Origin of the sequence: Pseudomonas sp. HMSC063H08, assembly GCF_001813645.1 — a bacterium.
Taxonomy (GTDB): Bacteria; Pseudomonadota; Gammaproteobacteria; order Pseudomonadales; family Pseudomonadaceae; genus Pseudomonas; species Pseudomonas aeruginosa.
Map to the genome: position 1 here is coordinate 49053 of NZ_KV813581.1, position 24000 is coordinate 73052.

22 protein-coding genes are annotated in these 24000 nt (G+C 67.0%); 8 read left to right on the top strand and 14 right to left on the bottom strand.

Features of this window, described 5'->3' with window-relative positions:
- Positions 1–151: 151 nt before the first annotated feature.
- Together HMPREF2924_RS26945 and HMPREF2924_RS26950 are read right to left on the bottom strand one after the other, a co-directional pair.
- A complete protein-coding gene (locus HMPREF2924_RS26945; protein ID WP_003128504.1) occupies positions 152–922 on the bottom strand; it encodes a hypothetical protein in 771 nt (256 codons plus the stop codon).
- Positions 923–1030: 108 nt separating this feature from the next.
- Complete coding sequence (locus HMPREF2924_RS26950) at positions 1031–1717, bottom strand: Crp/Fnr family transcriptional regulator (protein WP_003128506.1); 687 nt, start codon at positions 1715–1717, stop codon at positions 1031–1033.
- A 75-nt stretch (positions 1718–1792) separates the two neighbouring features.
- Here HMPREF2924_RS26950 and HMPREF2924_RS26955 point away from each other — a divergent pair, with 75 nt between their 5' ends.
- A complete protein-coding gene (locus HMPREF2924_RS26955; RefSeq protein ID WP_003084225.1) occupies positions 1793–2308 on the top strand; it encodes an Mpo1 family 2-hydroxy fatty acid dioxygenase in 516 nt (171 codons plus the stop codon).
- Between the two features lie 39 nt (positions 2309–2347).
- On the opposite strand, the gene HMPREF2924_RS26960 is transcribed toward HMPREF2924_RS26955, so the two are convergent.
- Both HMPREF2924_RS26960 and HMPREF2924_RS26965 read right to left on the bottom strand, forming a co-directional pair.
- Positions 2348–3106: a metalloprotease LoiP gene (locus tag HMPREF2924_RS26960; protein ID WP_003112931.1), complete on the bottom strand. Its 759-nt coding sequence runs from the start codon at positions 3104–3106 to the stop codon at positions 2348–2350.
- Positions 3107–3277: 171 nt separating this feature from the next.
- Positions 3278–4030, bottom strand: a complete 753-nt coding sequence (locus tag HMPREF2924_RS26965) for a sulfite exporter TauE/SafE family protein (RefSeq protein ID WP_003112932.1) — start codon at positions 4028–4030, stop codon at positions 3278–3280.
- A 93-nt stretch (positions 4031–4123) separates the two neighbouring features.
- On the opposite strand from HMPREF2924_RS26965, the gene HMPREF2924_RS26970 reads away from it, so the two are divergent.
- On the top strand, positions 4124–4822 hold the full coding sequence (locus HMPREF2924_RS26970; protein WP_003112933.1) for an ArsR/SmtB family transcription factor: 699 nt from the start codon (positions 4124–4126) through the stop codon (positions 4820–4822).
- A 13-nt stretch (positions 4823–4835) separates the two neighbouring features.
- On the opposite strand, the gene HMPREF2924_RS26975 is transcribed toward HMPREF2924_RS26970, so the two are convergent.
- The 6 genes from HMPREF2924_RS26975 to HMPREF2924_RS27000 all read right to left on the bottom strand — a co-directional run bounded on the left by HMPREF2924_RS26975 (position 4836) and on the right by HMPREF2924_RS27000 (position 11492).
- Positions 4836–5825, bottom strand: a complete 990-nt coding sequence (locus HMPREF2924_RS26975) for a sulfate/molybdate ABC transporter ATP-binding protein (RefSeq protein WP_003084237.1) — start codon at positions 5823–5825, stop codon at positions 4836–4838.
- A 3-nt stretch (positions 5826–5828) separates the two neighbouring features.
- Positions 5829–6698, bottom strand: a complete 870-nt coding sequence (gene cysW / locus HMPREF2924_RS26980; protein ID WP_003084239.1) for a sulfate ABC transporter permease subunit CysW — start codon at positions 6696–6698, stop codon at positions 5829–5831.
- Between the two features lie 10 nt (positions 6699–6708).
- Positions 6709–7527, bottom strand: a complete 819-nt coding sequence (gene cysT / locus HMPREF2924_RS26985; RefSeq protein WP_003084241.1) for a sulfate ABC transporter permease subunit CysT — start codon at positions 7525–7527, stop codon at positions 6709–6711.
- Positions 7528–7688: 161 nt separating this feature from the next.
- Complete coding sequence (locus tag HMPREF2924_RS26990; protein WP_003084243.1) at positions 7689–8687, bottom strand: sulfate ABC transporter substrate-binding protein; 999 nt, start codon at positions 8685–8687, stop codon at positions 7689–7691.
- Between the two features lie 176 nt (positions 8688–8863).
- Complete coding sequence (gene oscA, locus HMPREF2924_RS26995; RefSeq protein ID WP_003084246.1) at positions 8864–9046, bottom strand: sulfur starvation response protein OscA; 183 nt, start codon at positions 9044–9046, stop codon at positions 8864–8866.
- A 163-nt stretch (positions 9047–9209) separates the two neighbouring features.
- Positions 9210–11492 (bottom strand): putative bifunctional diguanylate cyclase/phosphodiesterase, encoded by a 2283-nt coding sequence (locus tag HMPREF2924_RS27000; protein WP_003162102.1) that lies wholly within the window; start codon positions 11490–11492, stop codon positions 9210–9212.
- Positions 11493–11663: 171 nt separating this feature from the next.
- Here HMPREF2924_RS27000 and desA point away from each other — a divergent pair, with 171 nt between their 5' ends.
- The 6 genes from desA (at position 11664) to HMPREF2924_RS27030 (ending at position 19549) form a co-directional block, all read left to right on the top strand.
- Positions 11664–12842, top strand: a complete 1179-nt coding sequence (desA, locus tag HMPREF2924_RS27005; protein WP_003084252.1) for a delta-9 fatty acid desaturase DesA — start codon at positions 11664–11666, stop codon at positions 12840–12842.
- Positions 12843–13070: 228 nt separating this feature from the next.
- Positions 13071–14456, top strand: coding sequence for a sodium:solute symporter family protein (locus tag HMPREF2924_RS27010; protein WP_003104497.1), 1386 nt, complete (start codon positions 13071–13073; stop codon positions 14454–14456).
- Positions 14457–14511: 55 nt separating this feature from the next.
- Complete coding sequence (speB, locus tag HMPREF2924_RS27015; RefSeq protein WP_003104498.1) at positions 14512–15468, top strand: agmatinase; 957 nt, start codon at positions 14512–14514, stop codon at positions 15466–15468.
- Between the two features lie 52 nt (positions 15469–15520).
- Complete coding sequence (locus tag HMPREF2924_RS27020; protein WP_003128540.1) at positions 15521–16483, top strand: LysR family transcriptional regulator; 963 nt, start codon at positions 15521–15523, stop codon at positions 16481–16483.
- A gap of 112 nt (positions 16484–16595) precedes the next feature.
- Positions 16596–17567, top strand: coding sequence for a GGDEF domain-containing protein (locus HMPREF2924_RS27025; protein WP_003137214.1), 972 nt, complete (start codon positions 16596–16598; stop codon positions 17565–17567).
- Between the two features lie 614 nt (positions 17568–18181).
- Positions 18182–19549: an OprD family porin gene (locus HMPREF2924_RS27030; RefSeq protein WP_003123853.1), complete on the top strand. Its 1368-nt coding sequence runs from the start codon at positions 18182–18184 to the stop codon at positions 19547–19549.
- Between the two features lie 133 nt (positions 19550–19682).
- Here the strand turns inward: HMPREF2924_RS27030 and aguA are convergent, their stop codons facing one another.
- The 4 genes from aguA to HMPREF2924_RS27050 form a co-directional block, all read right to left on the bottom strand.
- Complete coding sequence (gene aguA / locus HMPREF2924_RS27035) at positions 19683–20789, bottom strand: agmatine deiminase (RefSeq protein ID WP_023092290.1); 1107 nt, start codon at positions 20787–20789, stop codon at positions 19683–19685.
- 85 nt (positions 20790–20874) lie between these two features.
- Positions 20875–21753, bottom strand: coding sequence for an N-carbamoylputrescine amidase (gene aguB / locus HMPREF2924_RS27040; RefSeq protein ID WP_003111119.1), 879 nt, complete (start codon positions 21751–21753; stop codon positions 20875–20877).
- A gap of 162 nt (positions 21754–21915) precedes the next feature.
- Positions 21916–22581 (bottom strand): TetR/AcrR family transcriptional regulator, encoded by a 666-nt coding sequence (locus HMPREF2924_RS27045; RefSeq protein WP_003128566.1) that lies wholly within the window; start codon positions 22579–22581, stop codon positions 21916–21918.
- Between the two features lie 60 nt (positions 22582–22641).
- Entirely contained in the window at positions 22642–23703 is a 1062-nt protein-coding gene (locus HMPREF2924_RS27050) for a polyamine ABC transporter substrate-binding protein (protein ID WP_022580768.1), read from the bottom strand.
- Positions 23704–24000 lie beyond the last annotated feature (297 nt).

Sequence of the window (24000 nt, forward strand, 5' to 3'; positions counted from 1 at the left end):
GCACCATTGCGCCTGCGCCAGGGCGTGGCGGCAAATCAAAATCCGCAGGGCGGATTCGAAAAAATGCGCTGGCCAGGGAGTCGGGGCGGACGCTGGCGCAGCGTGGCGAGTGGCGAGTGGCGAGGTTATCCGCCCCGTGCGGCGCGTGGCCTCACTCCGCACTCAAGCGCATCAGGCTTTCGCTCAGGGCCCGCGCGTGGCGGTCGACGATGATCGGCGCCCAGGGCCTGCCGGAAGCGCTGACCAGCGCGCTGCTCTTGCTGTTCAGGTCGCGCAGGGCCTGGCTCAGGTACTCCCAGCGGTTTTCCAGTTTCTTCAGTCCAGCCGGGTTGGCGCTTTGCGCCACCAGCAGGGCGATGCGCCGGTCGATCAGCGGGACCAGCACGCTCTCGTCCTGGCCGAGATAGTCCCGGGGCTGTTCGCGGGCAATCTCCAGCCCGCCCAGGTAGGCGCGCGCCAGGTATTGCAGGGACAGGTACTCGACCCGCACCGGCAACTGCCAGAGCGGCAGGGGCTGGCCTGGCGGGGGCGGCGGCACCTGGCGTTCCACCAGGTTGAGGAAGTCACGCAGGGCGCGGCTCAGTTGCTGCGGGTAGCGCCAGGGCAGGTCCTCCTCGCGGGGGCCGTAGGCCGCGCCTTCACGGATGCGCGCCACCAGCGCCCTTTCGCCTTGCCGCAGGAGCACCCCCTCGGGGGCGGTGGCGAGCGCGCGGTCGAGGCTGGCGAGATCCTTCTCCAGTTGCGCCGCGTGCTGTTCCTGGAAGCCCTCGCCGCGCAGCAGCAACAGGCTGCCCACCGCGCGACAGGCCTGGACCTGCAGTTGTTGCAGGGCGCGTTGCTGGTCGTCGAGGGCGGCGCGCGCCGGCAGCGCCAGCAACAGGCAGCAAAGACAGAGGACAGCGGGAAGCGCGGGACGGAGCATGGGGAGATCCTGTTGTTGTCGTTATGGATATCCGCACCGAGGGCAGGTGCCCTGCACACGGTAGCCGGCCATGGCGCGCCTGCAAGCGTTCGAAAGTGTGATTCGCGCTCAGCCGTGGGTGGCCGCGCGCAGGCCGGCTAGGTCGAGGATCTCGATGCCGCCGTAGCTGAGCTGGAGGATGCCCTGGGCTTCGAGGTCCTTGAGGATCTGGTTGGTGGTCTGCCGCGACAGCGACAGCATCAATGCCAGCTGTTCCTGCGGCAGGTGCAGGACCTGCCGGCTGCGGCTGTTGTCGTAGCCCTCGGCGAGCATCAGCAGGCGCCGCGCCAGGCGTTGCGCGGCCGGCAGCAGGGCCATCTCTTCCAGGGCGATGAATGCCAGGCGCAGCTTGTGGCTCATCAGCAGGGCCATGTCGCGCCAGTAATGCGGCTCGCGGCGAAGCAGTTCGAGCAGCGCCGCCTGCGGTACCTGGAGTAGCTGGGTGTGGCCTTCGGCGTAGGCGTCGTGGGTGCGCGCCTGGCCGTCGAACAGGGCGATCTCGCCGAACCAGTGCGGCGCTTCCACCAGGATCAGCAGCGCCTCCTTGCCGTTCTCGCTGACCGCGCTGATACGGATCGCGCCCTCGACCACGCAGTACAGTCCGCAGGGCGCGTCGCCGCGGGCGAACAGGCGCTGGCCCGGCGGCAACTGGCGCGGTTGGGCGAGTGCCAGCAGGTGCGTCTGCAAGGCCTCCGGCAAACCCTGGAACCAGCGGCCGGCCTGGAGTTGCGAACGGTAGTCGGTACGCTCGTTCATGTTTGTCGTCTAGCTGACAGAGTGGAAAACCGGGGCGGCGCGATGATGCGAGAACCCTGGCGTGAGACCACAACAATGAAAACCCTAGTCGATCACCTTGCGCAATACGCCGCCTACCACCGCGACCGGCGCAACATCTTCAGCCATTTCATCGGCATTCCGATGATCGTCCTCTCCATCGCCGTGTTGCTGGCGCGGCCGGCGCTGGGGTTCGGCCTGTCTCCGGCGCTGCTGCTGGCGCTCGCCGCGGCGCTGTTCTACCTGCGCCTGGACCTGCGCTTCGGCGCGGCCATGACGGCGTTGCTGGCGCTGACGGTGTGGGGCGCTGCGCAATTGGCGGCGGGGACTACCGCGGCCTGGCTGGGCTGGGGCGTCGGCCTGTTCGTGGTCGGCTGGATCATCCAGTTCGTCGGTCATTACTACGAAGGGCGCAAGCCGGCCTTCGTCGACGATCTCAGCGGGTTGATCGTCGGTCCGCTCTTCGTGCTGGCGGAACTGGCCTTTCTGCTGGGGCTGCGCGGCGACGTGCAGCGCGAGGTCGAGGAGCGCGCCGGCCCGACCTGCATTCGCGAGCACAAGCGGGCGGCGTGAGAAGGTCTCCCGCGAGCGCGGGAGACCGGGGCGGGAGCGTTACTTGCGATCCGCAGCGATGCGCTGGCGGATGTGATCGGCGCGGGCCTGGGAGCCCGGGTGCGAATCGAACATGCTGCTGTCGCCGCCGCCCAGCTTGGCCAGCTTCTCGAAGGCGGTGACCAGGCCCTGGGTGTTCACTCCGCGCTTCTTCAGTAGCTCGTAGGAGAAATCGTCGGCGTCGGATTCCTGGGACTGGGAGAACTGCGCGTTGACCAGCGATTCGGTGAGTTCGCCCAGCTGGGAGCCGGACAGGGCGGCCAGCGCGCCGCTCTTCGAGGCGCCGGCGGCGCCGCGCACCGCGGCGGCCGCGTAGGCGGTCTGGGCGGCCTTGCGGGTGTGGCCGAGGGCGACGTGGCCCATCTCGTGGCCGAGTACGCCTTCGATCTCGTTGTCGCTCATCAGCTCCATCAGCCCGCTGTAGACGCGGATGCAGCCGTTGGCCATGGCCCAGGCGTTGACCTCCTCGGTGAGGTAGACCTTGTAGTTCACCGGCACGCCGTCGATCTGGTCGCCTAGGGCCTTGGCGATCTTGTCCAGGCGCTGGCCGTACTTGCTGTTGGCCGGGGCGATGCGGTTTTGCTGGTCGGACTCGGCGCAGGCCTGGTCGGCGACCTGGCGGACCTCGGCGTCGCTCAGGGTGGCGGCCTTCACCGCCATCATGCCGTGCTGCATGAGGTCCCCCTGGGGCAGGTTCTGGCAGCCGGCCAGGGTGGCGCAGGCGAGGGCCAGGGCGGAAAGGGAAAGACGGATCTTCATCGTGTGCTCCTTGCGATAGGTGGCGTTCCGTGCCGGACGGGCGTGTTCCGCCCGGTGCCGCGCGCCTGGTGGGGGTCGCGCGGCGGCGGATGATAGCGGCTTGTGCCGTTCGTCGGAAGTCCCGCGAAGGCCGCAGGCCCGCCCTGGCGGGTGCGCAATGCGTCCCTGGCGTCAGTGGAAACCGCGCCAGGCGAGGTCGGCGCCGAGCAGCAGGAGACCGACGAAGAAGCAGCGCCTGAACAGCGTCGCGCTGATCCGCTGGCGCAGCCACTGGCCGAGGAGCATCCCGCCCAGCGCCGGGACCAGGGTCAGCAGCGAGGCACCGAGCATCTGCGGTTCGAGCAGGTCGCCATGCACGCCGAGAGTGACCGCCAGGGCCAGGGTCGAGGCGCTGAACGACAGGCCGAGGGCCTGGACCAGTTCGTCGCGCTGCAATCCTAGGGCTCCCAGGTAGGGCACCGCGGGAATCACGAAAACCCCGGTGACCGCGGTCAGCGCGCCGGTCGCCAGCCCGACCAGCGGGCCGGCCCAGGGCTCGTGGCGTGCCGGCAGGTGCAGCGGGATCGCGGCCAGGCCGAGCAGCGCGTAGGCCACCAGGGCCAGGCCGAGCACGCCGGTGGCCTGCCTTGGCGCGTCGCCGCCGAGCCATGCGCCGACCAGCAGGGTGCCCACGACCACCCCGAGCAGCAGGCCGGCCAGGCGCTTCATCAAGCCGAGGAAGCGCGGGCCGCAGGCGAGCTGCCAGAGGTTGGTCACCATCGACGGTACGATCAGCAGCGCCGCCGCCTGCATCGGCGGCATGGCCAGGCCGAGCAGGCCCACCGAGACCGTCGGCAGGCCCAGGCCGACCACGCCCTTGACGAAGCCGGCGAGAAGGAAGGTGAGGGCGATCAGCGGGATCAGGGCGTGGAGGTCGACGGACATGCGGGTTCTTCCTTGTCTCGGGCTGGCGCGAACGGGCGATGGCGGCCAGTATCTCTCGTCGTCGACAGGCAATGTTTCATCCGGAGGTGAAGCATGCAATTCAATCCCGGCTTCAGTTCGCTGGCGGCGCTGCTCGCCGATCCCGGCCGCGCGCAGATGATCTGGGCACTGATGGATGGCAGCGCCCGCCCGGCCAGCGAGCTGGCGCTGCTGGCGGGCGTCTCGCCGTCCTCCGCCAGCGGCCACCTGGGACGGCTGGTCGAGGGCGGCGTGCTGAGCCTGGAGGCGCGCGGGCGCAATCGCTTCTATCGCCTGGCCGGGCCCGAAGTGGGACAGGCGGTGGAAGCGCTGGCCAGCGCCTCCCTGGCCCTGCAGCCGCAGCGGCGCAGCCTGCCGCCGAGCCACGGCACGCCGTCGGCGTTGCGCGAGGCGCGGACCTGCTACGACCACCTGGCCGGCGAACTCGCGGTCGGTGTGTTCGCACGGATGCTGGATGCCGGCTGGATCGAGCAGGAGGGCAGGACGCTGCGCCTGAGCGCGACCGGCGAGGCCGGGCTGGCCGGGTTGGGGATCGACCTGGCGGAGGTCCGCCGCCGCCGTCGGCAGTTCGCCTGCGCCTGCCCCGACTGGAGCGAACGCAAGCCGCACCTCGGCGGCGCGCTGGGGGCGGCGTTGCTGGAGGCCTGTCTGCGCCAGGGCTGGTTGCGGCCGCAGGACGGCTCGCGGGCGTTGCAGGTGTCGTCGAAGGGCCGCGCGGGACTGCGCGGCCTGGCGGAGCGCACGGCGGGCTGAACCCGCCGCGGGATCAGAGATTGGCCACCGGCTGGAAGGCCTTCGGCTTGAAGTAGAGGGTCTCGCCGCGGGCCAGGCCGGCCAAGCTGTCGTGGTCCTTCACCACTTCGGCTTCGATCAGTTCGTCCTGGCCATCGACCTTCAGCGTTACCCGGGTGATCGCCCCCAGCGGACGGATGTCGCGGACCTCGGCGGCGCGGTGCTCGGCCACCGCGGAACGCGACAGCGACACTTCGTGGGGGCGGAACAGCAGGTGCTGGTCGTTGCCCAGTTGCAGGCGGTTGGAGTCGCCGAGGAAGTGGTAGACGAAATCGCTGGCCGGGTTCTCGTAGACCTCGCCGGGCGAGCCGATCTGCTCGATCACGCCCTTGTTCATCACCACGATGCGGTCGGCCACTTCCATCGCCTCTTCCTGGTCGTGGGTGACGAACACCGAGGTCAGGTTGATCTCCTCGTGCAGGCGCGCCAGCCAGCGGCGCAGCTCCTTGCGCACCTTGGCGTCGAGGGCGCCGAAGGGTTCGTCGAGGAGCAGGATCTTCGGCTCCACCGCCAGCGCGCGGGCCAGGGCGATACGCTGCCGCTGGCCACCGGAGAGCTGCTCGGGATAGCGGTCGGCGAGCCAGTCGAGCTGCACCATGTTGAGCAGTTCGTGGACCTTGGCCTTGATCGCGGACTCGCCCGGCCGCTCGCCCTTGGGCTTCATGCGCAGGCCGAAGGCGACGTTGTCGAACACCGTCATGTGGCGGAACAGCGCGTAGTGCTGGAAGACGAAGCCGACGTTGCGGTCGCGCACGTCGTGCTGCGAGACGTCCTCGCCATGGAACACGATGTTGCCGGCGTCCGGGGTTTCCAGCCCGGCGATGATCCGCAGCAGGGTGGTCTTGCCGCACCCGGAGGGGCCGAGCAGGGCCACCAGCTCGCCGCTCTGGATGTCCAGGTTGATGTCGTCCAGGGCCTTGAAGGCGTTGAAGTTCTTGCTGACGTTACGGATTTCGATGCTCATGGTTCATTCCTCGTCAGCATTGCTTTTCAGTCGGGACATGCGGGATTCGCTCCACTGCTTGAGCAGAAGGATGACCAGCGCCATCAGCAGCAACAAGCTGGCGACGCTGAAGGCGGCGACGTGGTTGTATTCGTTGTAGAGGATCTCGACGTGCAACGGCAGGGTGTTGGTGACGCCGCGGATGTGTCCGGAAACCACCGACACCGCGCCGAACTCGCCCATCGCCCGGGCGGTGCAGAGCACCACGCCGTAGATCAGGCCCCACTTGATGTTCGGCAGGGTCACGTGCCAGAACATCTGCCAGCCGTTGGCGCCGAGCAGGCGGGCGGCCTCCTCTTCCTGGGTGCCCTGTTCCTGCATCAGCGGGATCAGTTCGCGGGCGACGAAGGGCACGGTGACGAAGAGGGTCGCCAGGACGATGCCGGGCACCGCGAAGACGATCTGGATGTCGTGGTCGCTCAGCCATTCGCCGAAGTAGCCCTGGGCGCCGAACAACAGCACGTAGATCAGGCCGGCGATCACCGGCGAGACCGAGAACGGCAGGTCGATCAGGGTCACCAGGATGCTCTTGCCGCGAAACTCGAACTTGCTCACGCACCAGGCGGCGGCGACACCGAACAGCAGGTTGAGCGGCACCGAGATGGCCACCGCGATCAGGGTCAGCTTCAGCGCGGCCAGCGCGTCGGGTTCGAGGATCGCCTCGAAGAAGGTGCCGAAACCCTGCTTCAGCGCCTCGCTCAGGACCACGTAGAGCGGCAGCAGGAGGAACAGGGCGAAGACCAGCCAGGCCAGGACGATCAGGGCCAGGCGGCCGCCGGCGTTGCCGCGGCGGGAGGCGCTGGCGGTGGCAGCGGAAATGCTTGCACTGGACATGGCGCCCTCCTTACGGGGTTTCGATGCGACGCTGCAGCAGGTTGATCAGCAGCAGCAGGATGAAGGACACCACCAGCATGAGCACGCCGATGGCGGTGGCGCCGGTGTAGTCGTACTGGTCCAGCTTGACCATGATCAGCAGCGGCAGGATCTCGGTCTTCATCGGCATGTTGCCGGCGATGAAGATCACCGAGCCGTATTCGCCGACGCCCCGGGCGAAGGCCAGGGCGAAACCGGTCAGCCAGGCCGGCAGCAGCGCCGGCACGAGGATATGGCGGAACACCTGTAGCGGCCTGGCGCCGAGGCAGGCGGCGGCTTCCTCGACTTCCTTGGGTATGTCGGCGAGCACCGGCTGCACCGTGCGGACCACGAACGGCAGGGTCACGAAGGTCAGCGCCAGGGTGATCCCCAGGGGGGTATAGGCGATCTTGAAGCCGAGGTCGCTGGCGAACTGGCCGACCAGGCCGGCCGGCGCATAGAGCGCGGTGAGGGCGATGCCGGCGACGGCGGTGGGCAGGGCGAAGGGCAGGTCGATCATGGCATCGATGATCTTCCGTCCGGGGAATTCGTAGCGCACCAGGACCCAGGCCAGCAGCGTACCGATCAAGCCATTGAGCACGGCGGCGGCGAGCGCGGTGCCAAAGCTCAGCTTGAGCGCGGCGAGCACCCGCGGCGCGCTGATGATGGCCCAGAATTGCTCCCAGCTGAGCTGGGTGGTCTTGAGGAACATGGCCCCCAGCGGGATCAGGACCAGCAGGCTGAGGTACACCAGGGTGTATCCCAGGGTCAGCCCGAAGCCGGGTATGACCGGGGAAATGCGTCGTGACATGTTCTGTCCTTACTCTGCGTTGGAACGCTTGGTGGCTCTCCCGGTGCCGGTTCCTTCCGGCAGTGGGCCCGGTACGGGACCGGGCCTGCTAGCCCCCTCGCCCGTCCGGGAGAGGGTCTGGGAGAGGGGCCGTGGTTCGGGCGACGGGTCTGCCGTCGCGATCATTGCGCCTGGTAGATCTGGTCGAAGATGCCCCCGTCGTTGAAGAACTTCGGCTGGGCCGTCTTCCAGCCGCCGAAATCGGAGTCGACGGTGACCAGGTTCAGTTTCGGGAACTGCGTGGCGAACTCGGCGGCGACCTTCTGGTTGCGCGGCCGGTAGAAGTTCTGCGCGGCGATGCGCTGGCCTTCCTCGCTGTACAGGTATTGCAGGTAGGCCTCGGCGACCTTGCGGGTGCCTTTCTTCTCGACCACCTTGTCGACCACCGCGACCGGCGGTTCGGCGAGGATGGAGATGGAGGGTACGACGATCTCGAAGTTTTCCCCGCCCTGTTCCTTCTTCGCCAGGAACGCCTCGTTCTCCCAGGCCAGCAGCACGTCGCCGATCTGGTTGTTGACGAAGGTGATGGTCGAGCCGCGGGCGCCGGTGTCGAGTACCGGTACGTGCTTGTACAGCGCCTGCACGTAGTCCTTGGCCTTCTCGTCGCTGCCGTACTGCTTCTTCGCCCAGGCCCAGGCGGCGAGGAAGTTCCAGCGCGCGCCGCCGGAGGTCTTCGGGTTCGGCGTGATGACTTCCACGCCTTCCTTGGTCAGGTCGCCCCAGTCCTTGATTCCCTTGGGGTTGCCCTTGCGCACCAGGAACACGATGGTCGAGGTGTAGGGGGTGCTGTTGTCCGGCAGGCGTGCCTGCCAGTCGGCCGGCAGCAGCTTGCCGAGCTTGTGCAGTTCGTCGATGTCGCCGGCCAGGGCCAGGGTCACCACGTCGGCCTTGAGCCCGTCGATCACCGCGCGGGCCTGCTTGCCGGAGCCGCCGTGGGACTGCTGGACGGTCAGGTCCTCGCCGCCCTGGGCCTTCCAGTGCTTGATGAAGGCCGCGTTGTAGGCCTGGTACAGCTCGCGGGTCGGGTCGTAGGAAACGTTCAGCAGTTGCGTGGCTGCGGCAACCGGGCCGGAGACCAGGGCGCTGGCGAGTGCGGCCAGGGCGAAACGACGAAGGGACATGTGCAGCTCCTAGGTGTGTGCTGTTTCGATTGTTCTAATGGGGTGTTGGCGGAACGACGGGAACACGGGGCGTCAGGCGCGCATTCGCGGCCGACAGCTGCAGTACCGGTGCGGATGGGGTATCGAACGGATGTTCATGGCGAGACGCCTCCGGTGGTCCAGTCGGGTCGTGTGCTTCAGGCCTGCTTGACGGCCGGTTGCTGCAGACGGAATTTTTCCTTGCGCTCGATCTGCACCACCTGGCCGTTGTGCACGGTGATCTCGACGGCGCCGAAGCGCAGGCCGCGCAGGGCACTCTGGATTTCACGCAGGATGGTGGCTTCGTCCTGGCCATCCAGGCTTCTGAGGGTTGCGCTCATGGGTCTCTGCTCCTGTGGCTCGAGGTGCCGCGTTGCTCGACGAAGTGGAGGCGGCGTGAGGCGCATAGTAAGCAGTGGGCAATATTCTTAAAAATATTGTTTAAGAATCTTTATAGGTAAAGTGGTTATAAGACGGCGAAGCGGCCCGGCTTCGCCGCCAGGCTCAGTCTTCCGGCAACGCCACGGGCGGCAGGTCGAAGCGCAGCGCTTCCGCCGGTTGCGGCCGTCCGTACCAGTAGCCTTGGCCGAAGTCGCAGCCATGTTCGCGCAGGAACAGCGCCTGGTCCTGGTGCTCGATACCCTCGGCAACCACCCGCAGGCCCATGCTTTGCGCCAGGGCAACGATCGCACGGGCGATCGCGGCGTCGTCCACCGCGCCGGGCAGGCCGGCGACGAAGCCCTGGTCGATCTTCAGCTTGTGTACCGGCAGCCGCTTGAGGCGCATCAGCGAGGAATAGCCGGTGCCGAAGTCGTCGATGGCCAGGTTCACGCCGAGGATGCGCAGGCGGCAGAGCAGGTTGAGGGACTGTTCGAAGTCCTCCATCACCGCGCTTTCGGTGACTTCCAGCTCCAGGTAGCGGGGCTCCAGCCCGGACTCTTCCAGGGCGTTGGCGATCCTTTCCTCCAGGCCGCCGCGGTTGAACAGCCGGCTGGAGACGTTGACCGCGACGAACTCCAGTTCGACGCCGCGCTGTTGCCATTCGCGCATCTGCCGGCAGGCACGCTTGAGCACCCAATTGTCCAGCGCGGCGATCAGCCCGCATTCCTCCGCCACCGGGACGAACTCGCCTGGCGGCACCAGGCCGCGCTCGGGATGCTGCCAGCGCACCAGCGACTCGACGCCGACGATCCGCCCGCTGGCCAGGTCGTGCACCGGCTGGTAGTGGACGCGCAGTTCGTCGTGATCCAGCGCATGGCGCAGGGCCGATTCCACCTGGACATGGGCGCGGGCCCGGGCGGTCAGCACGCGGGTGTAGAAGGCGTAGGCGTTACGCCCGCTGTCCTTGGCCTGGAACAGCGCGGCGTCGGCGTGTTGCATCAGGTGGTCGACGTCGCTGGCGTCTTCCGGGTAGAGGCTGACACCGAGGCTGGCGCTGATATAGATCGGCTGGCAGTGGATGTCGAACGGCGCGTTGAAACCGTCGAGGATGCGCTGTGAGAGTCGCGCGACGGCTTCCGGGTCGTCGTTCTCGACGAGGATGGCGAATTCGTCGCCGCCCAGTCGCGACAGCAGGCAGCGCTCGTCGAGCTGGTGTTGCAGGCGCTTGCTGACTTCCTTGAGGAGCATGTCGCCGGTGGTGTGGCCGAGGCTGTCGTTGATGTGCTTGAAGTGGTCGAGGTCGATCAGCAGCAGGGCCCCGGCCACCGTCCGGTCCTTGCCGTTCTCCAGCGCCTGCTCGATGCGCTCGCGCAGCAGCACGCGGTTGGGCAGGCCGGTCAGCGAGTCGTGGTGGGCGAGGAAGTCCAGCTCGTTCTCCGAGCGCTTGATGCTGCTCAGGTCGGAGAACACCCCGACGTAGTGGGTCAGTTGGCCCTGGTCGTTGCGCACCGCGCGGATGTGCAGCCACTGCGGGTAGATCTCGCCGCTCTTGCGCCGGTTCCAGATCTCTCCGCTCCAGACGTCCTGCTCGCGCAGGGCCAGCCACAGGCGCTGGTAGAACGCCTGGTCCTGGCGGCCGGAGCGGAGGATCGCCGGGGTCTTGCCGAGCACGTCCTCGGAACGGTAGCCGGTGATGCGCTCGAAGGAAGGGTTGACGTGCACGATCACCGCCTGGGCGTCGGTGACCAGAACGCCCTCGCGGGTGCTGTCGAATACCGCCGCGGCCTGGCGCAGGTGGTCTTCCTTGAGCCGCTGCAGGGTGATGTCGCGGGCCACGCCGGTGTAGTGCAGCGGCTTGCCCAGGGCGTCGCGGAGGACCCGGCCGCGCGAGTGGATCCAGCGGTAGTCGCCGTCCTTGTGACGCAGGCGGTAGATGTGGTCGAGATTGTCGGTCAGGCCCTGCAGGTGGTTGCGGTGGGCCTCCAGCACGGTGGCGTACTCTTCGGGGTGCAGGCGCTTCTTCCAGGTCTCGATGGGGTCGCCGAGTTCCTCCGGAGCGAGGCCGATCAGCGCGGCGTAGCCCGGCGAGACGAACATCCGGTCGGTCACCAGGTCCCAATCCCAGAGACCGTCGCGCACCGCTTCCAGGGCACGGTTCAGGCGCTGCTCGCTGCCGTGCAGTTCGTCGTAGGCCTGGGCCTTGCGGCGGAACTGGCGTACCAGGTAGAGGTACAGGAGCAGGCCGGTTGCGGCGAAGAAGAACAGCCGCTTGGCGGTCATCCAGAACACCAGCTGGTCGTGGTCCTGGACCTGGTTTTGTAACAAATGATCGCTCAGGAACGCCCAGGCGATGGCGATTGCGAGATAAGCCAGGCTCAGGCGAAGGGCACTCAGGCGGGGGCTCATGGGATTTTCAGTGGGCAATTATTGGCCGGGCAGTATAAATGATGGCCATCCGGCCCTGTTCATATCTAAAAGAACGGATGGTAATCCCCAGCCGCTTGGTGATAATGCCCCCAGGTTTTGTCAGACAAGGCCCTCATCACTCCCAAATCCCCCCGAGGTTCAGTACCGCCTATGTGGTTCAACGGTTTTCTCGACCTGTCGCCCTGGCAACTGGTGGCAGTTACCCTGGTGCTGACGCATATCACCATCGTCAGCGTGACCGTCTACCTGCATCGCTATTCCGCCCACCGTGCACTCGACCTGCACCCCGCGTTGCAGCACTTCTTCCGTTTCTGGTTGTGGTTGACCACAGGGATGAACACGCGCGAATGGACCGCGATCCACCGTAAGCACCATGCCAAGTGCGAGACCGTCGAGGATCCGCACAGCCCGGTGCACAAGGGCCTGTTCACCGTCCTGCGCGCAGGCGCGGAGCTGTACAAGGCCGAGGCGAAGAACCAGGACACCCTGCGCATCTACGGCAAGAACTGCCCGGACGACTGGATCGAGCGCAATCTCTACTCGCGCTTCCCGATCGGCGGCGTGGTGCTGATGGCGCTCATCGACCTGGCCCTGTTCGGCGCCCTTGGCCTGACCGTCTGGGCCGTGCAGATGGCATGGATTCCGTTCTGGGCCGCCGGCGTGGTCAACGGCCTCGGCCACGCGGTCGGCTATCGCAACTTCGAATGCCGCGACGCCGCCACCAACCTGGTGCCCTGGGGCATCCTCATCGGCGGCGAAGAGCTGCACAACAACCACCACACCTACCCGAACTCGGCCAAGCTGTCGGTGAAGAAGTGGGAATTCGACCTGGGCTGGGCCTGGATCAAGCTGTTCAGTTTCCTGCGCCTGGCCAGGGTCGCCCGGGTCGCGCCGATCGCCCATCGGGTCGAGGGCAAGCACAGCCTGGACATGGACACCGCCATGGCGATCCTCAACAACCGCTTCCAGATCATGGCGCAGTACCGCAAGCTGGTGATCGCGCCGCTGGTCAAGCAGGAAGTGGCCAAGGCCGACGAGTCGGTGCGCCACCTGTTCCGCCGCGCCAAGCGCCTGCTGTCGCGCGAGACCAGCCTGCTGCAGGACCGCCACCACGTGCGCATCGACTCGATGCTCGCCCACAGCCAGGCGCTGAAGGTGATCTACGAGAAGCGCCTGGCGTTGCAGCAGATCTGGGCCAAGACCAGCGCCAACGGCCACGACATGCTGGCGGCGATCAAGGACTGGGTGCATGAGGCGGAAGCCAGCGGGATCCAGTCGCTGAAGGAGTTCGCCGCGCAACTGAAGACCTACTCGCTGCGTCCCGCCTGACGCCTGGCGCGCCCTCGCGGGTGCGTCAGCCGCCTCTGCAACGCGCCGGCTCCTGCCGGCGCGTTGCGTTTCGGCGTCGCCAATGCGACGCCCCGCCGATACTTCTCTTCCTCCGCAAGTCGACTTGCCCGATCCGGGATTCAGCCCGGGCGGCGCCCGGCCTATCTTCGGCGTGCCCAGGCGCCACGCCGGGCGTCACGCAGAACAACAAGAAAAGGAGCGCGGGCGATGTTGCTGGATTACCTGATCATGCTGGTCTACGCCCTGGCCATGCTGGGCCTGGGCTGGTACGGAATGCGCAAGGCGAAGAGCCAGAGCGATTTCCTCGTCGCCGGACGCCGCCTCGGCCCCGGCCTCTACCTGGGAACCATGGCCGCGGTGGTGCTCGGCGGCGCGTCGACCATCGGTACGGTCAAGCTCGGCTACCAGTTCGGCCTGTCCGGCTTGTGGCTGGTGTTCATGCTCGGCCTGGGGATCATCGTCCTCAGTCTGGTGTTCTCGCGGCAGATCGCGCGCCTGCGGGTGTTCACCGTGACCCAGGTGCTGGAGCAGCGCTACCAGGCCTCCTCGCGCCTGATCGGCGGGGTGGTCATGGTCGCCTACGACCTGATGGTGGCGGTCACCGCGACCATCGCCATCGGCTCGGTCACCGAGGTGGTATTCGGCATTCCGCGGATCCCGGCGATCCTCTGCGGTGGCGGGATCGTCATCGTCTATTCGGTGATTGGCGGCATGTGGTCGCTTACGCTGACCGACATCATCCAGTTCGTGATCAAGACCGTCGGTATCTTCCTGGTCCTGCTGCCGTTGTCGATCGACGGCGCCGGTGGCCTGGCGCGCATGCAGGAGGTGCTGCCGGCGGGCTTCTTCGACCTCGGCCACATCGGCCTGGATACCATCCTCACCTACTTCCTCCTGTACTTCTTCGGTGCGCTGATCGGCCAGGACATCTGGCAGCGGGTGTTCACCGCGCGCAGCGAGACGGTGGTGCGCTACGCCGGGCTTGGTGCCGGCGTCTACTGCATGCTCTACGGCGCCGCCTGCGCGCTGATCGGCGCGGCGGCGCGGGTCCTCCTGCCGGACCTGGCGGTGCCGGAGAACGCCTACGCCGAGATCACCCGCGAGGTACTGGCGCCGGGCCTACGCGGCCTGGTGGTGGCGGCCGCGCTGTCGGCGATCATGTCCACCGCCAGTGGGTGCCTGCTGGCGGCGGCCACCGTGCTGCAGGAAGACATCTACGCGCGCTTCCTGCGCCCCGGTACCACCAGCGACATCCGCCTGAGCCGTTGCATCACCCTGCTGATGGGCGTGGCGATGCTGGTCCTGGCGTGCCTGGTCAACGATGTCATCGCGGCCCTGAGCATCGCCTACAACCTGCTGGTCGGCGGCCTGCTGGTGCCGATCGTCGGCGCGCTGCTGTGGCGTCGGGCCAGTCCGCAGGGAGCGATCGCCAGCATCGTCGCCGGTTGCCTGGCGGTGATCGCCTGCATGGCCCGCGACGGCCTGCTCGCCAACTCGCCGATCGTCTACGGCCTGCTGGCCAGCCTGGCGACCTTCGTCGCGGTCAGCCTGGCTACCCGTCCTGCCGCCAGCCTGCGAGCCCAGCCGGAATGAACTCACCGCGCCGGGCGGCGCCCGGCGCTTTCTTCCCGCCACACGGAGACGCCCCATGTCGAACGACCATCCGCAGCCCCTCGACGCCGCCGAGATTCCACGCTTCGCCGGTATCCCGACCTTCATGCGCCTGCCGGCGTTCACCGACCCGGCGGCGCTGCAGGTCGGCCTGATCGGCGTGCCCTGGGATGGCGGCACCACCAACCGCGCCGGTGCCCGCCATGGCCCGCGCGAGGTGCGCAACCTGTCCAGCCTGATGCGCAAGGTGCATCACGTCAGCCGCATCGCGCCCTACGACCTGGTGCGGGTCGGCGACCTCGGTGATGCGCCGGTGAATCCCATCGACCTGCTCGATTCGCTGCGCCGCATCGAAGGCTTCTATCGCCAGGTCCATGCCGCCGGTACCCTGCCGCTGTCGGTCGGTGGCGACCACCTGGTGACCCTGCCGATCTTTCGCGCCCTGGGTCGCGAGCGGCCGCTGGGCATGGTGCATTTCGATGCGCATTCCGATACCAACGACCGCTACTTCGGCGACAACCCCTACACCCACGGCACGCCATTCCGCCGGGCCATCGAGGAAGGTCTGCTCGACCCGCTGCGCACGGTGCAGATCGGCATTCGTGGCTCGGTGTATTCGCCGGACGACGACGCTTTCGCCCGCGAGTGCGGCATCCGCGTGATCCACATGGAAGAGTTCGTCGAACTGGGCGTCGAGGCGACCCTGGCCGAAGCCCGGCGGGTGGTGGGCGACGGGCCGACCTATGTGAGTTTCGACGTCGACGTGCTCGACCCGGCCTTCGCGCCTGGCACCGGCACCCCGGAGATCGGCGGCATGACCAGCCTCCAGGCCCAGCAACTGGTCCGTGGCCTGCGCGGGCTGGACCTGGTCGGCGCCGACGTGGTGGAAGTCTCGCCGCCGTTCGATGTCGGCGGCGCCACGGCGCTGGTGGGGGCGACCATGATGTTCGAACTGCTCTGCCTGCTTGCCGAGTCGGCCGCGCGAAGCGCCTGACGGCGTTCCGCCGGCCTGGCTTTGGCGCTATAACGAAGGCGGACCGAACGCCATGGGGGCGGGAATGCTGGGCAACCTCAACGACATCGACCTGCGCATGCTGCGCACCTTCTGCGCCATCGTCGAGGCCGGCGGCTTCACTGCCGCCCAGGCGCGCCTGAACACCAGCCTGTCGCGCCTGAGCGTGCTGGTGCGCGACTTGGAGGTGCGCCTGGGCTATTCCCTGTGCCGGCGCGGCAACGGCGGTTTCCAGTTGACCGAGGAGGGACAGGAACTCTACGACGCCGCGCTCGGCCTGTTCAGCGACATCGCCCGTTTCCGCGAGCAGGTCCGTGGCCTCGGCGGGCGCGATCGCGAGGCGTTGCACCTGGGCTGCGTCGATGGCGTCATCGGCCAGCATTGCCTACCGTTGCCGCTGGCCATCCGGCTGTTTCGCCAGCGCGCCCCGGAGGTGCTGCTCAAGCTGCACACGCGGCGTCCCGACGAACTCGAGCACGCGGTGCTGGAAGAGCGCCTGCAACTGGCGGTGGGGGCCTTCCACCACCGGTTGTCCGGGCTCTACTACCAACCCCTGTTCCGCGAGGAGCAGAACCTCTATTGCGGCAGCGCGCACCCCTTCTTCGCCCGGGCGGACGACGAACCGGCGCTGGACGAGATCTGCGCCGCCGACTATGTCGGCCGCGGCTACATGGCGGAAAACCACCGCCCGCACGACCTGCGCTTCAACCAGGGAACCGATGCCTACACCATGGAGGCCATCGCTACCCTGGTCTTCAGCGGCACCTACATCGGCTACCTGCCGACGCACTATGCCGCCACCTGGGTCGCCGAAGGACGCATGCGGGCGATCCGGCCGCGGCAACTGGCCTACGACTCGGAATTCCATTGCATTACCCGTCAGGGACACGAAGAACGACCGACCCTGACCCTGTTCCTGCGCTCGCTGTTCGAGGCGCAGAAACAACTGGGCGTGCAGGCTCCGGCGAATACGAACGGCATCGCTCGGCAATTGTGACCGAGCGCACTGGCTGGAGCCTTTCCCTGCCGTTCGGCGGGCATTTCTGTATCGCCGCGACCCCTGCGCTAAGTTGGCGGTCGAACCCGTTCCGCGAGCAGAGCGACGATCCATGGACGACCTACCCGGCATTCCCGAAGACCCGCAGGAGGCCGCGCTGGCCTTGCTGCACAGCCGTGCCGAAGTGGCCCGGCTGAAGGAACGCGAGCAACTCTTCAGCGCCTTGCTGGCCAGCGTCAACTCGGTGCTCTGGGCCTACGACTGGCAGAACCGGCGGATGGTCTACGTCAGCCCCGCCTACGAGAAAATCTTCGGCCGTTCCGCGGCGCTGCTGCTGGCGGACTACGAGGAGTGGCGCAACAGCATCTACCCGGACGACCTCGACTACGCCGACAGCAGCCTGCTGCAGGTGCTCGAACGTGGCGCCGTGGAACAACGCGAATACCGCATCGTGCGCGGCGACGGCGAGGTCCGCTGGCTCAACGACAAGTGCTTCGTCAGTCGCCAGGGCGAGGCGGGACTGCCGCTGATGGTGGTGGGCATCGCCGAGGACATCACCGACAAGAAGCACATGGAGAGCGAGCTGCAACGGTTGGCCACCACCGACGTGCTGACCCAGAGCAGCAACCGTCGCTATTTCTTCGACAGTGCCGAGGCGGCCTTCAAGGAGTGTCGCCGCGAGGGGATACCGTTGGCGTTCCTGCTGCTGGACGTCGATGACTTCAAGAAGATCAACGACCGCTTCGGCCACCAGGTCGGCGACCAGGTCCTCCAGCGTATCGCCCAGAGCGGCAGTGCCGCGTTGCGCCGTGGCGACCTGTTCGGGCGGATCGGCGGCGAGGAGTTCGCCGTGCTGCTGCCCGGCTGCGACGAGCAGACCGCGCGACAGATCGGCGAACGCCTGCAGCGCGAGGTGCAACGCCTGCGCTTCCAGGAGGGCGAACAAAGCTTCGGGATCACCGTCAGCCAGGGCCTGACGGTCCTCCAGGCTGATGACGAGGGGCTCGGTGCCCTCTACAGCCGGGCCGACGCCGCGATGTACTCGGCCAAGCGCCAGGGCAAGGACTGCATCGTCGTGGGCTGACCGCTGGGCAAACGTTTCCGTTTTGTCGACGGCGCCACGGAATACCTCTTTGGGGAGGCGACCGGCAGGCTGCGGCTGCGGTACAATATTCCTTAAAGCTATTAAATACGAATAATTAATTCTTTTTAGGTTTATTGCGGATATTTTACTGTTTATTACCCACGCGCTATAAAGCGCAGGAAATAACGATTTTCTGAAACGTGGCGGTAACTCGCCAGAAAGGAAGCTGTAATAGGCGGTTTTCTGCCGATACCCTCCGGCCCCGTCAGCCGGGAGAAGGGCAGGAAGCCCGAGAGGACGCGAAGGCGGAGCCCGATGGAAAGATTGGCTTACAAATTGCCTTCACTGGCGGTGGGTCGAGACACCCGCCGCACAATAACAAGACACGAGTACACCCATGCACACGCTTCCGTTCGCTGCCTCCCTGCCTGCTTGCCTGCCCCGTCGTTCCATCGTCGCGGGTTGCGCCGTTTCCTGATCCATCGAATGCCGAGTTTCGCGCGCGCCATCTTCCGGGATGGTACGGCGCTCAGTGTTTCAACGACCGGTCGGGCCCACGCGTTCCACTTCCCCCGACCGGAAGACAATTAGCAATACCAATGGGGAAAAGACCAATGAAGAGTCGCAAGATCAACAAGTCACGACTGGCCCTGGCCATCACTGCCGGTACCCTCGGTGCCCTGGCGCAACAGGCGGTCGCCGCCGGTTTCATCGAGGACAGCAAGGCATCGCTGACCCTGCGCAACTTCTACATCAATACCGACAACCGCAATGGCACCGCCTCGCCGAGCAAGCAGGAAGAGTGGGGCCAGGGCTTCATCCTCAATTACCAGTCGGGCTTCACCCAGGGCACCGTCGGCTTCGGCGTCGACGCGCTGGGCCTGCTCGGCGTGCGCCTGGACGGCGGCGGCCGTGCCGGCAAGAGCGGCCTGGACCGCCAGCCGGGCACCGTGTTCCCGCTGGAAAGCAACGGTGAGCCGGTGCACGACTTCGCCAGCCTGGGCCTGACCGCCAAGGCCAAGGTGTCCAACACCGAGTTCCGCTACGGCACCCTGCAGCCGAAGCTGCCGGTGGTCACCTACAACGACGGCCGCCTGCTGCCGGTCACCTTCGAGGGCGGCCAGGTCACCTCGACCGATCTCAAGGACTTCACCCTGGTTGCCGGCCAACTGGAGCACTCCAAGGGCCGTAACTCCACCGACAACCGCAGCCTGAGCATCGCCGGCGCCAACGGCAGCAGCGCCAGCTCGCGCGACAGCAACAAGTTCTACTACGCGGGTGGCGACTACAAGGTCAACAAGGACCTGACCCTGCAGTACTACTACGGCAACCTGGACGACTTCTACAAGCAGCACTTCCTCGGCCTGATCCACAACTGGCAGATCGGCCCGGGCGTCCTGAAGACCGACCTGCGCGCCTTCGACAGCAGCTCCGACGGCAAGAACGGCAGCCGTTCCGGCCGTGCCGACGGCTACGTCAGCAGCGGCGTGACCAAGGGCGAAGTCGACAACCGCGCCTTCAGCGGTCTCTTCACCTATACCGTCAGCGGCCACAGCATCGGCGCCGGCTACCAGATCCTCAACGGCGACAGCGACTTCCCGTTCCTGAACCGTGGCGATGGCGAAGGTTCCACCGCGTACCTGATCACCGACGTGCAGATCGGCAAGTTCCAGCGTGCCGGCGAGCGCACCTGGCAGGTCCGCTACGGCTACGACTTCGCCACCGTCGGCGTGCCGGGCCTGACCTTCAACACCATTTACCTGAGCGGCGACAAGATCAAGACCGCCCGCGGCGACCAGAGCGAGTGGGAACGCGATATCTCCCTGGCCTACGTGATCCCGGACGGCACCTTCAAGGGCCTGGGCTTCACCTGGAAGAACGCCTCCTTCCGCAGCGGCCTGCCGGCCGCCGGTTCGAGCAACAACCAGCGCGACCAGGACGAAAACCGCCTGATCGTCAGCTACACCCTGCCGCTGCTGTAAGCTCCGGCCGGACAGGAAAAAGCCCGCGTCCTCCTGGAGGACGCGGGCTTTTTTCATTCAGGGCGCCACTCGGCGTGCCGGGCCGGCCAGCGCGAACAGCGCCGCGGCTGGCCATCCGCCCTGGGGATGCCCGTCAGGCCTTGCGCGGCGCCGGTTGCTGCTGGGTGATGCAATGGATGTTGCCGCCGCCGAGGAGGATCTCGCGCCCCGGGACCATCACCACCTCGTGCTCGGGGAATACCCGCTGGAGGATCGCCCTGGCCTCGGCGTCCTTGGGATCGTCGAAGCTCGGCGCGATGATGCCGCCGTTGACGATCAGGAAGTTCACGTAGGAACCGGCCAGGCGAATGGAGGGATCGCGCGGCTGGCTGCCCTCGACGATATCCACGCCGTCGCACTCTTCCTGGGTCGCGTACAGCGGGCCGGGGATCGGCATCTTGTGCACCACCAGCTTGCGTCCCTTGGCGTCGCGGCTTTCTTCCAGCACGCGGAGGGCGGCCTGGCAGCGCAGGTAGTTCGGGTCATCCTGGTCGTCGGTCCAGGCCAGCAGCACCTCGCCGGGACGCACGTAGCAGCAGAAGTTGTCGACGTGGCCGTCGGTCTCGTCGTTGTAGAGGCCGTTCGGCAGCCAGATGATGCTGTCCACCGCAAGGTAGTCGCGCAGGGTCCGCTCGATCTCCGCCTGGCTCAGGTGCGGGTTGCGGTTGTGGTTGAGCAGGCATTCCTCGGTGGTGATCAGCGTGCCTTCGCCGTCGACGTGGATCGAGCCGCCCTCGAGGACGAAGTCGTCGGTGCGGTAGCGGGCGCGCCGTTCGATCTCGAGGATCTTGCGTGCCACCTGGTCGTCGCGCTGCCAGGGGAAGTACAGGCCGCCTTCGAAGCCACCCCAGGCGTTGAAGCCCCAGTCGACGCCGCGTACATCGCCCTTGTCGTCGATGACGAAGGTCGGGCCGGTGTCGCGGACCCAGGCATCGTCGCTGCTGATTTCCACGACGCGGATGTTGCCGTCGTCGAGGCGCGCGCGCGCGTTCTCGTACTGCCCGGCGCTGGCGCAGACGGTGACCGGCTCGAAGCGCGCGATGGCCTTGGCCACCGCGGCGAAGGCCGCCTGGGCCGGCTTGCCGCCGTTGCGCCAGTTGTCCGGGCGTTCCGGCCAGACCATCCAGGTCTGCTCGTGGGGTTCCCATTCGGCGGGCATGCGGAAGCCGTCGGCGCGTGGGGTGCTGGTCGGATTGCTCATCGCTGCTCCTGAAATCGTTGCTATGCGCGGCGGACGCCGGCGCGGAATGCGCGGGGCGTCCCCGCGCGGATCGTTTCCCGAGGCCTCAGGACTCCAGCGAGCCGTCGAGGGTCTTCAGCGGACCGTAGAGGTTCGGCCGGCGGTCGCGGAACACGCCCCAGGCGCTGCGGGTACGCTCCAGCGCATCGAGGTCGAAGGTGTGGACAAGGATACCTTCCTCGGTGCGATTCAGCTCCTCGACTTTCTCGCCGAACGGGTCGGCGATGAACGAAGAACCATAGAAGGTGATGTCGTAGCCGTCCTGCTCCTCGCGGCCGATGCGGTTGGAAGCCACCAGTGGCATCAGGTTGGCCCCGGCATGGCCTTGCTGCACGCGCTGCCAGTGATCGCGCGAGCTGATGCTGGCGTCGTGCGGTTCGCTACCGATGGCGGTCGGGTAGAACAGGAGTTCCGCGCCGAGCAACGCCATGCTGCGCGCCGATTCGGGGAACCACTGGTCCCAGCAGATACCGACGCCGATCCGTGCGTAGCGGGTCTGCCAGACCTTGAAGCCGGTGTCGCCCGGATTGAAGTAGTACTTCTCGTGGTAGCCCGGGCCGTCCGGGATGTGGCTCTTGCGGTAGACCCCGAGGTTGCCGCCATCGGCGTCGATGACCGCGATGCTGTTGAAGCGGGCGCGCCCGGCGCGTTCGAAGAAGCTGATCGGCAATACCACCTGCAACTCCCGGGCGAGGGCCTGGAAGTGGGCGATGGCGGCGTTCTCCTCGACCGTGGTGGCCAGCTGCAGGTAGTCCGGGTTCGGCTTCTGGCAGAAGTAGGGGGTCTCGAACAGTTCCTGGATCAGGATGATCTGCGCACCCCTGGCGGCGGCCTGGCGCACCAGTTTCTCGGCGCGGGCGATGTTCGCCGGACGATCCCAGGAGCAGGCCATCTGGGTGGCGGCGACGGTGACGTTGCGGGTCATGGAACACCTCGTGTGCTGGCTCGGATGGCTGCCGGGCTTGGCGGCGGCCGGTTGTGGGTCGGGCGGGCGGGAACGGGGTGTCGCGCCCGATCGAGTGATGGGCGGATTTATATCCGATAAAAATCGGACTGTTAAGCGGTTTAAGGGAGTGTTATGGATTTTCTATCGATTTAAATCGGATATAAATCCGGTTAATGGTTCGCTACGCTTTTCCAGGATCGGCGGCAGGTAGAGCCCCAGGTAGGCGTCGAACACCCGCATGCCTTCTTCCGCCAGGCGTGCGTCGATGATCCCGTGACGCTGTACCGACAATGCGTAGACGCGATCGCCTAGCTCCATGGCCAGGCTGAAGATCTCGATATCGGTCGGCAGCGGAGGCAGCAGGAAATGCCGCTCGAACAGGGCGCGCATGGCCTGGCCGAGTTGCACGTCATGTTGGCGATCGGCCTGGGTGACTTCGGCCAGGCCGTGGCTGGCGAGAATCAGTTGGCGGGCCGCCGCGTCGCGGGCGTAGACCGCCAGCATGCGCTCCTCGACGATCCGCGACAGGTCGCGCCAGCAGCGCAGGCCTGCATGGTCCACCGGCTGTTCGAGGCACGCGCGGAAGGCGGCGTGGACCTCGCCGGTCAGCCCCTGGAGCAGGGCCGGCACGCTGGGGAAGAAGTGGTAGACCGACGATGGCGGCATTTCCGCGCGTTCGGCCACGCTATAGATGGTCAGACCGCCGATGCCTTCGTTGGCGAGCAGGCCGCGGGCGGCGTCGAGGATCGCGGCGATCCGGGCCTGGCTGCTGGCGCGGGGCTTGCGGGTGGACGAGGTGGGCTGCATGGCGGGTCTCCGGGCGTGAGCGGCTATTGGACGCCAGCTCACGCGACCGGGGCAAGCCGCTCAGTGGCTGGCGCCGCGGAAGGCCTTCCAGATCTCGTCGACCACCGGCCGGAGTTTTTCCGGCGGCGTTTCCAGGGCGAACAGGCGGCGGCTGGTGTCGCGGTCCGGATACAGGCCGGGTTGCTGGCGCAGGGCGGGATCGAGGAAGCCGGCGGCGTCGGCGTTGCCGCTGGGGTAGAGGGTGGCGGCGGTGATCTGTGCGGCGATCTTCGGTTGCATCAGGTAGTCGATGAAGCGGTGCGCCTGTCGTGGATGCTGGGCGCTGGCCGGAATCACCAGGTTGTCGATGAACAGCACCGAGCCTTCCTGCGGTACCTCGAAACTTACCGGCTGGCCCGCCTTGGCCGCGCGCAGGGCGTCGCCGACCCAGGCCATGGCCAGGCAGAGGCGACCGCCTTCGAGGTCGGCGATGTAGCGCTCGCTGTCGACGTAGCGCAGGTTCGGTCGCAGTCCGTGCAGCGCCTCGGCGGCGCGGCGTACCTGGCTCGGAGCGGTACGACCGAGGTTGCGGCCCTGGTAGTTGAGGAGGATCGCCAGGGTTTCGTCCGGCGCGTCCAGCAGGCTGATGCCGCAGCTTTTCAGGCGCTGGCTCTGGCTGGCGTCGAACAGCAGGCTCCAGCTGTTGGGCAGCGGCCCGCCATAGGCGGCTTCGGCCTGCGGGGTATTGATGGCCAGGCCTACGGCACCCCATAGATAGGGGACGGCGTGGCGGTTGTCAGGGTCGACCGCGGCCAGTTTGCTCAGCAATTGACGGTCGAGATGGCTGCGGTTGGGCAACTGGGTGAAGTCCAGCGGCCGCAGCAGGTTGTCCTTCAGCAGGGCCGGCAGGGTGTCGTGGGAGGGGACGGCGACGTCGATCGCCTCGCCACTGCGCAGCGCCTTGTCCAGTTCCTCGGCGGTGGCGAAGGTGTGGTACTCGACGCGGATGCCGGTGTCCTTCTGGAAGGACTCGAGCACCTGCGGGTCGATGTAGTCGTTCCAGTTGTAGACGCGCAGGGTCTCCTTGGCTTGGGCCAGCCAGGGTGCGAGGGCGAGGAACAGCAGGACGGAAAGGCGGGGCATGGAATCTTCTCGCTGGACGGAACGGAGCGGACGATGGTGCCGGAGCCACGCGGCAGCGGCATTGATGCAGGCCAGCATCGAGTCTGGCGGGAGGCGTGGCGGCAGGCTGTGCCGTGGCGCACATTTCCCGGTTCCGAGAAAAGGACCGGGGCGGTTTCCCAGACACAGACGCCCCCGCGTTGAGTGTCTGCGAAACCGCCCCGGATTTCGCTGCGTACGGCGCCGGCCCAGGACCGGCGCGCCGATACCGCTACCTCAGACGGTATGCAGGTACCAGTTGTACTCGAGGTCGGAGAT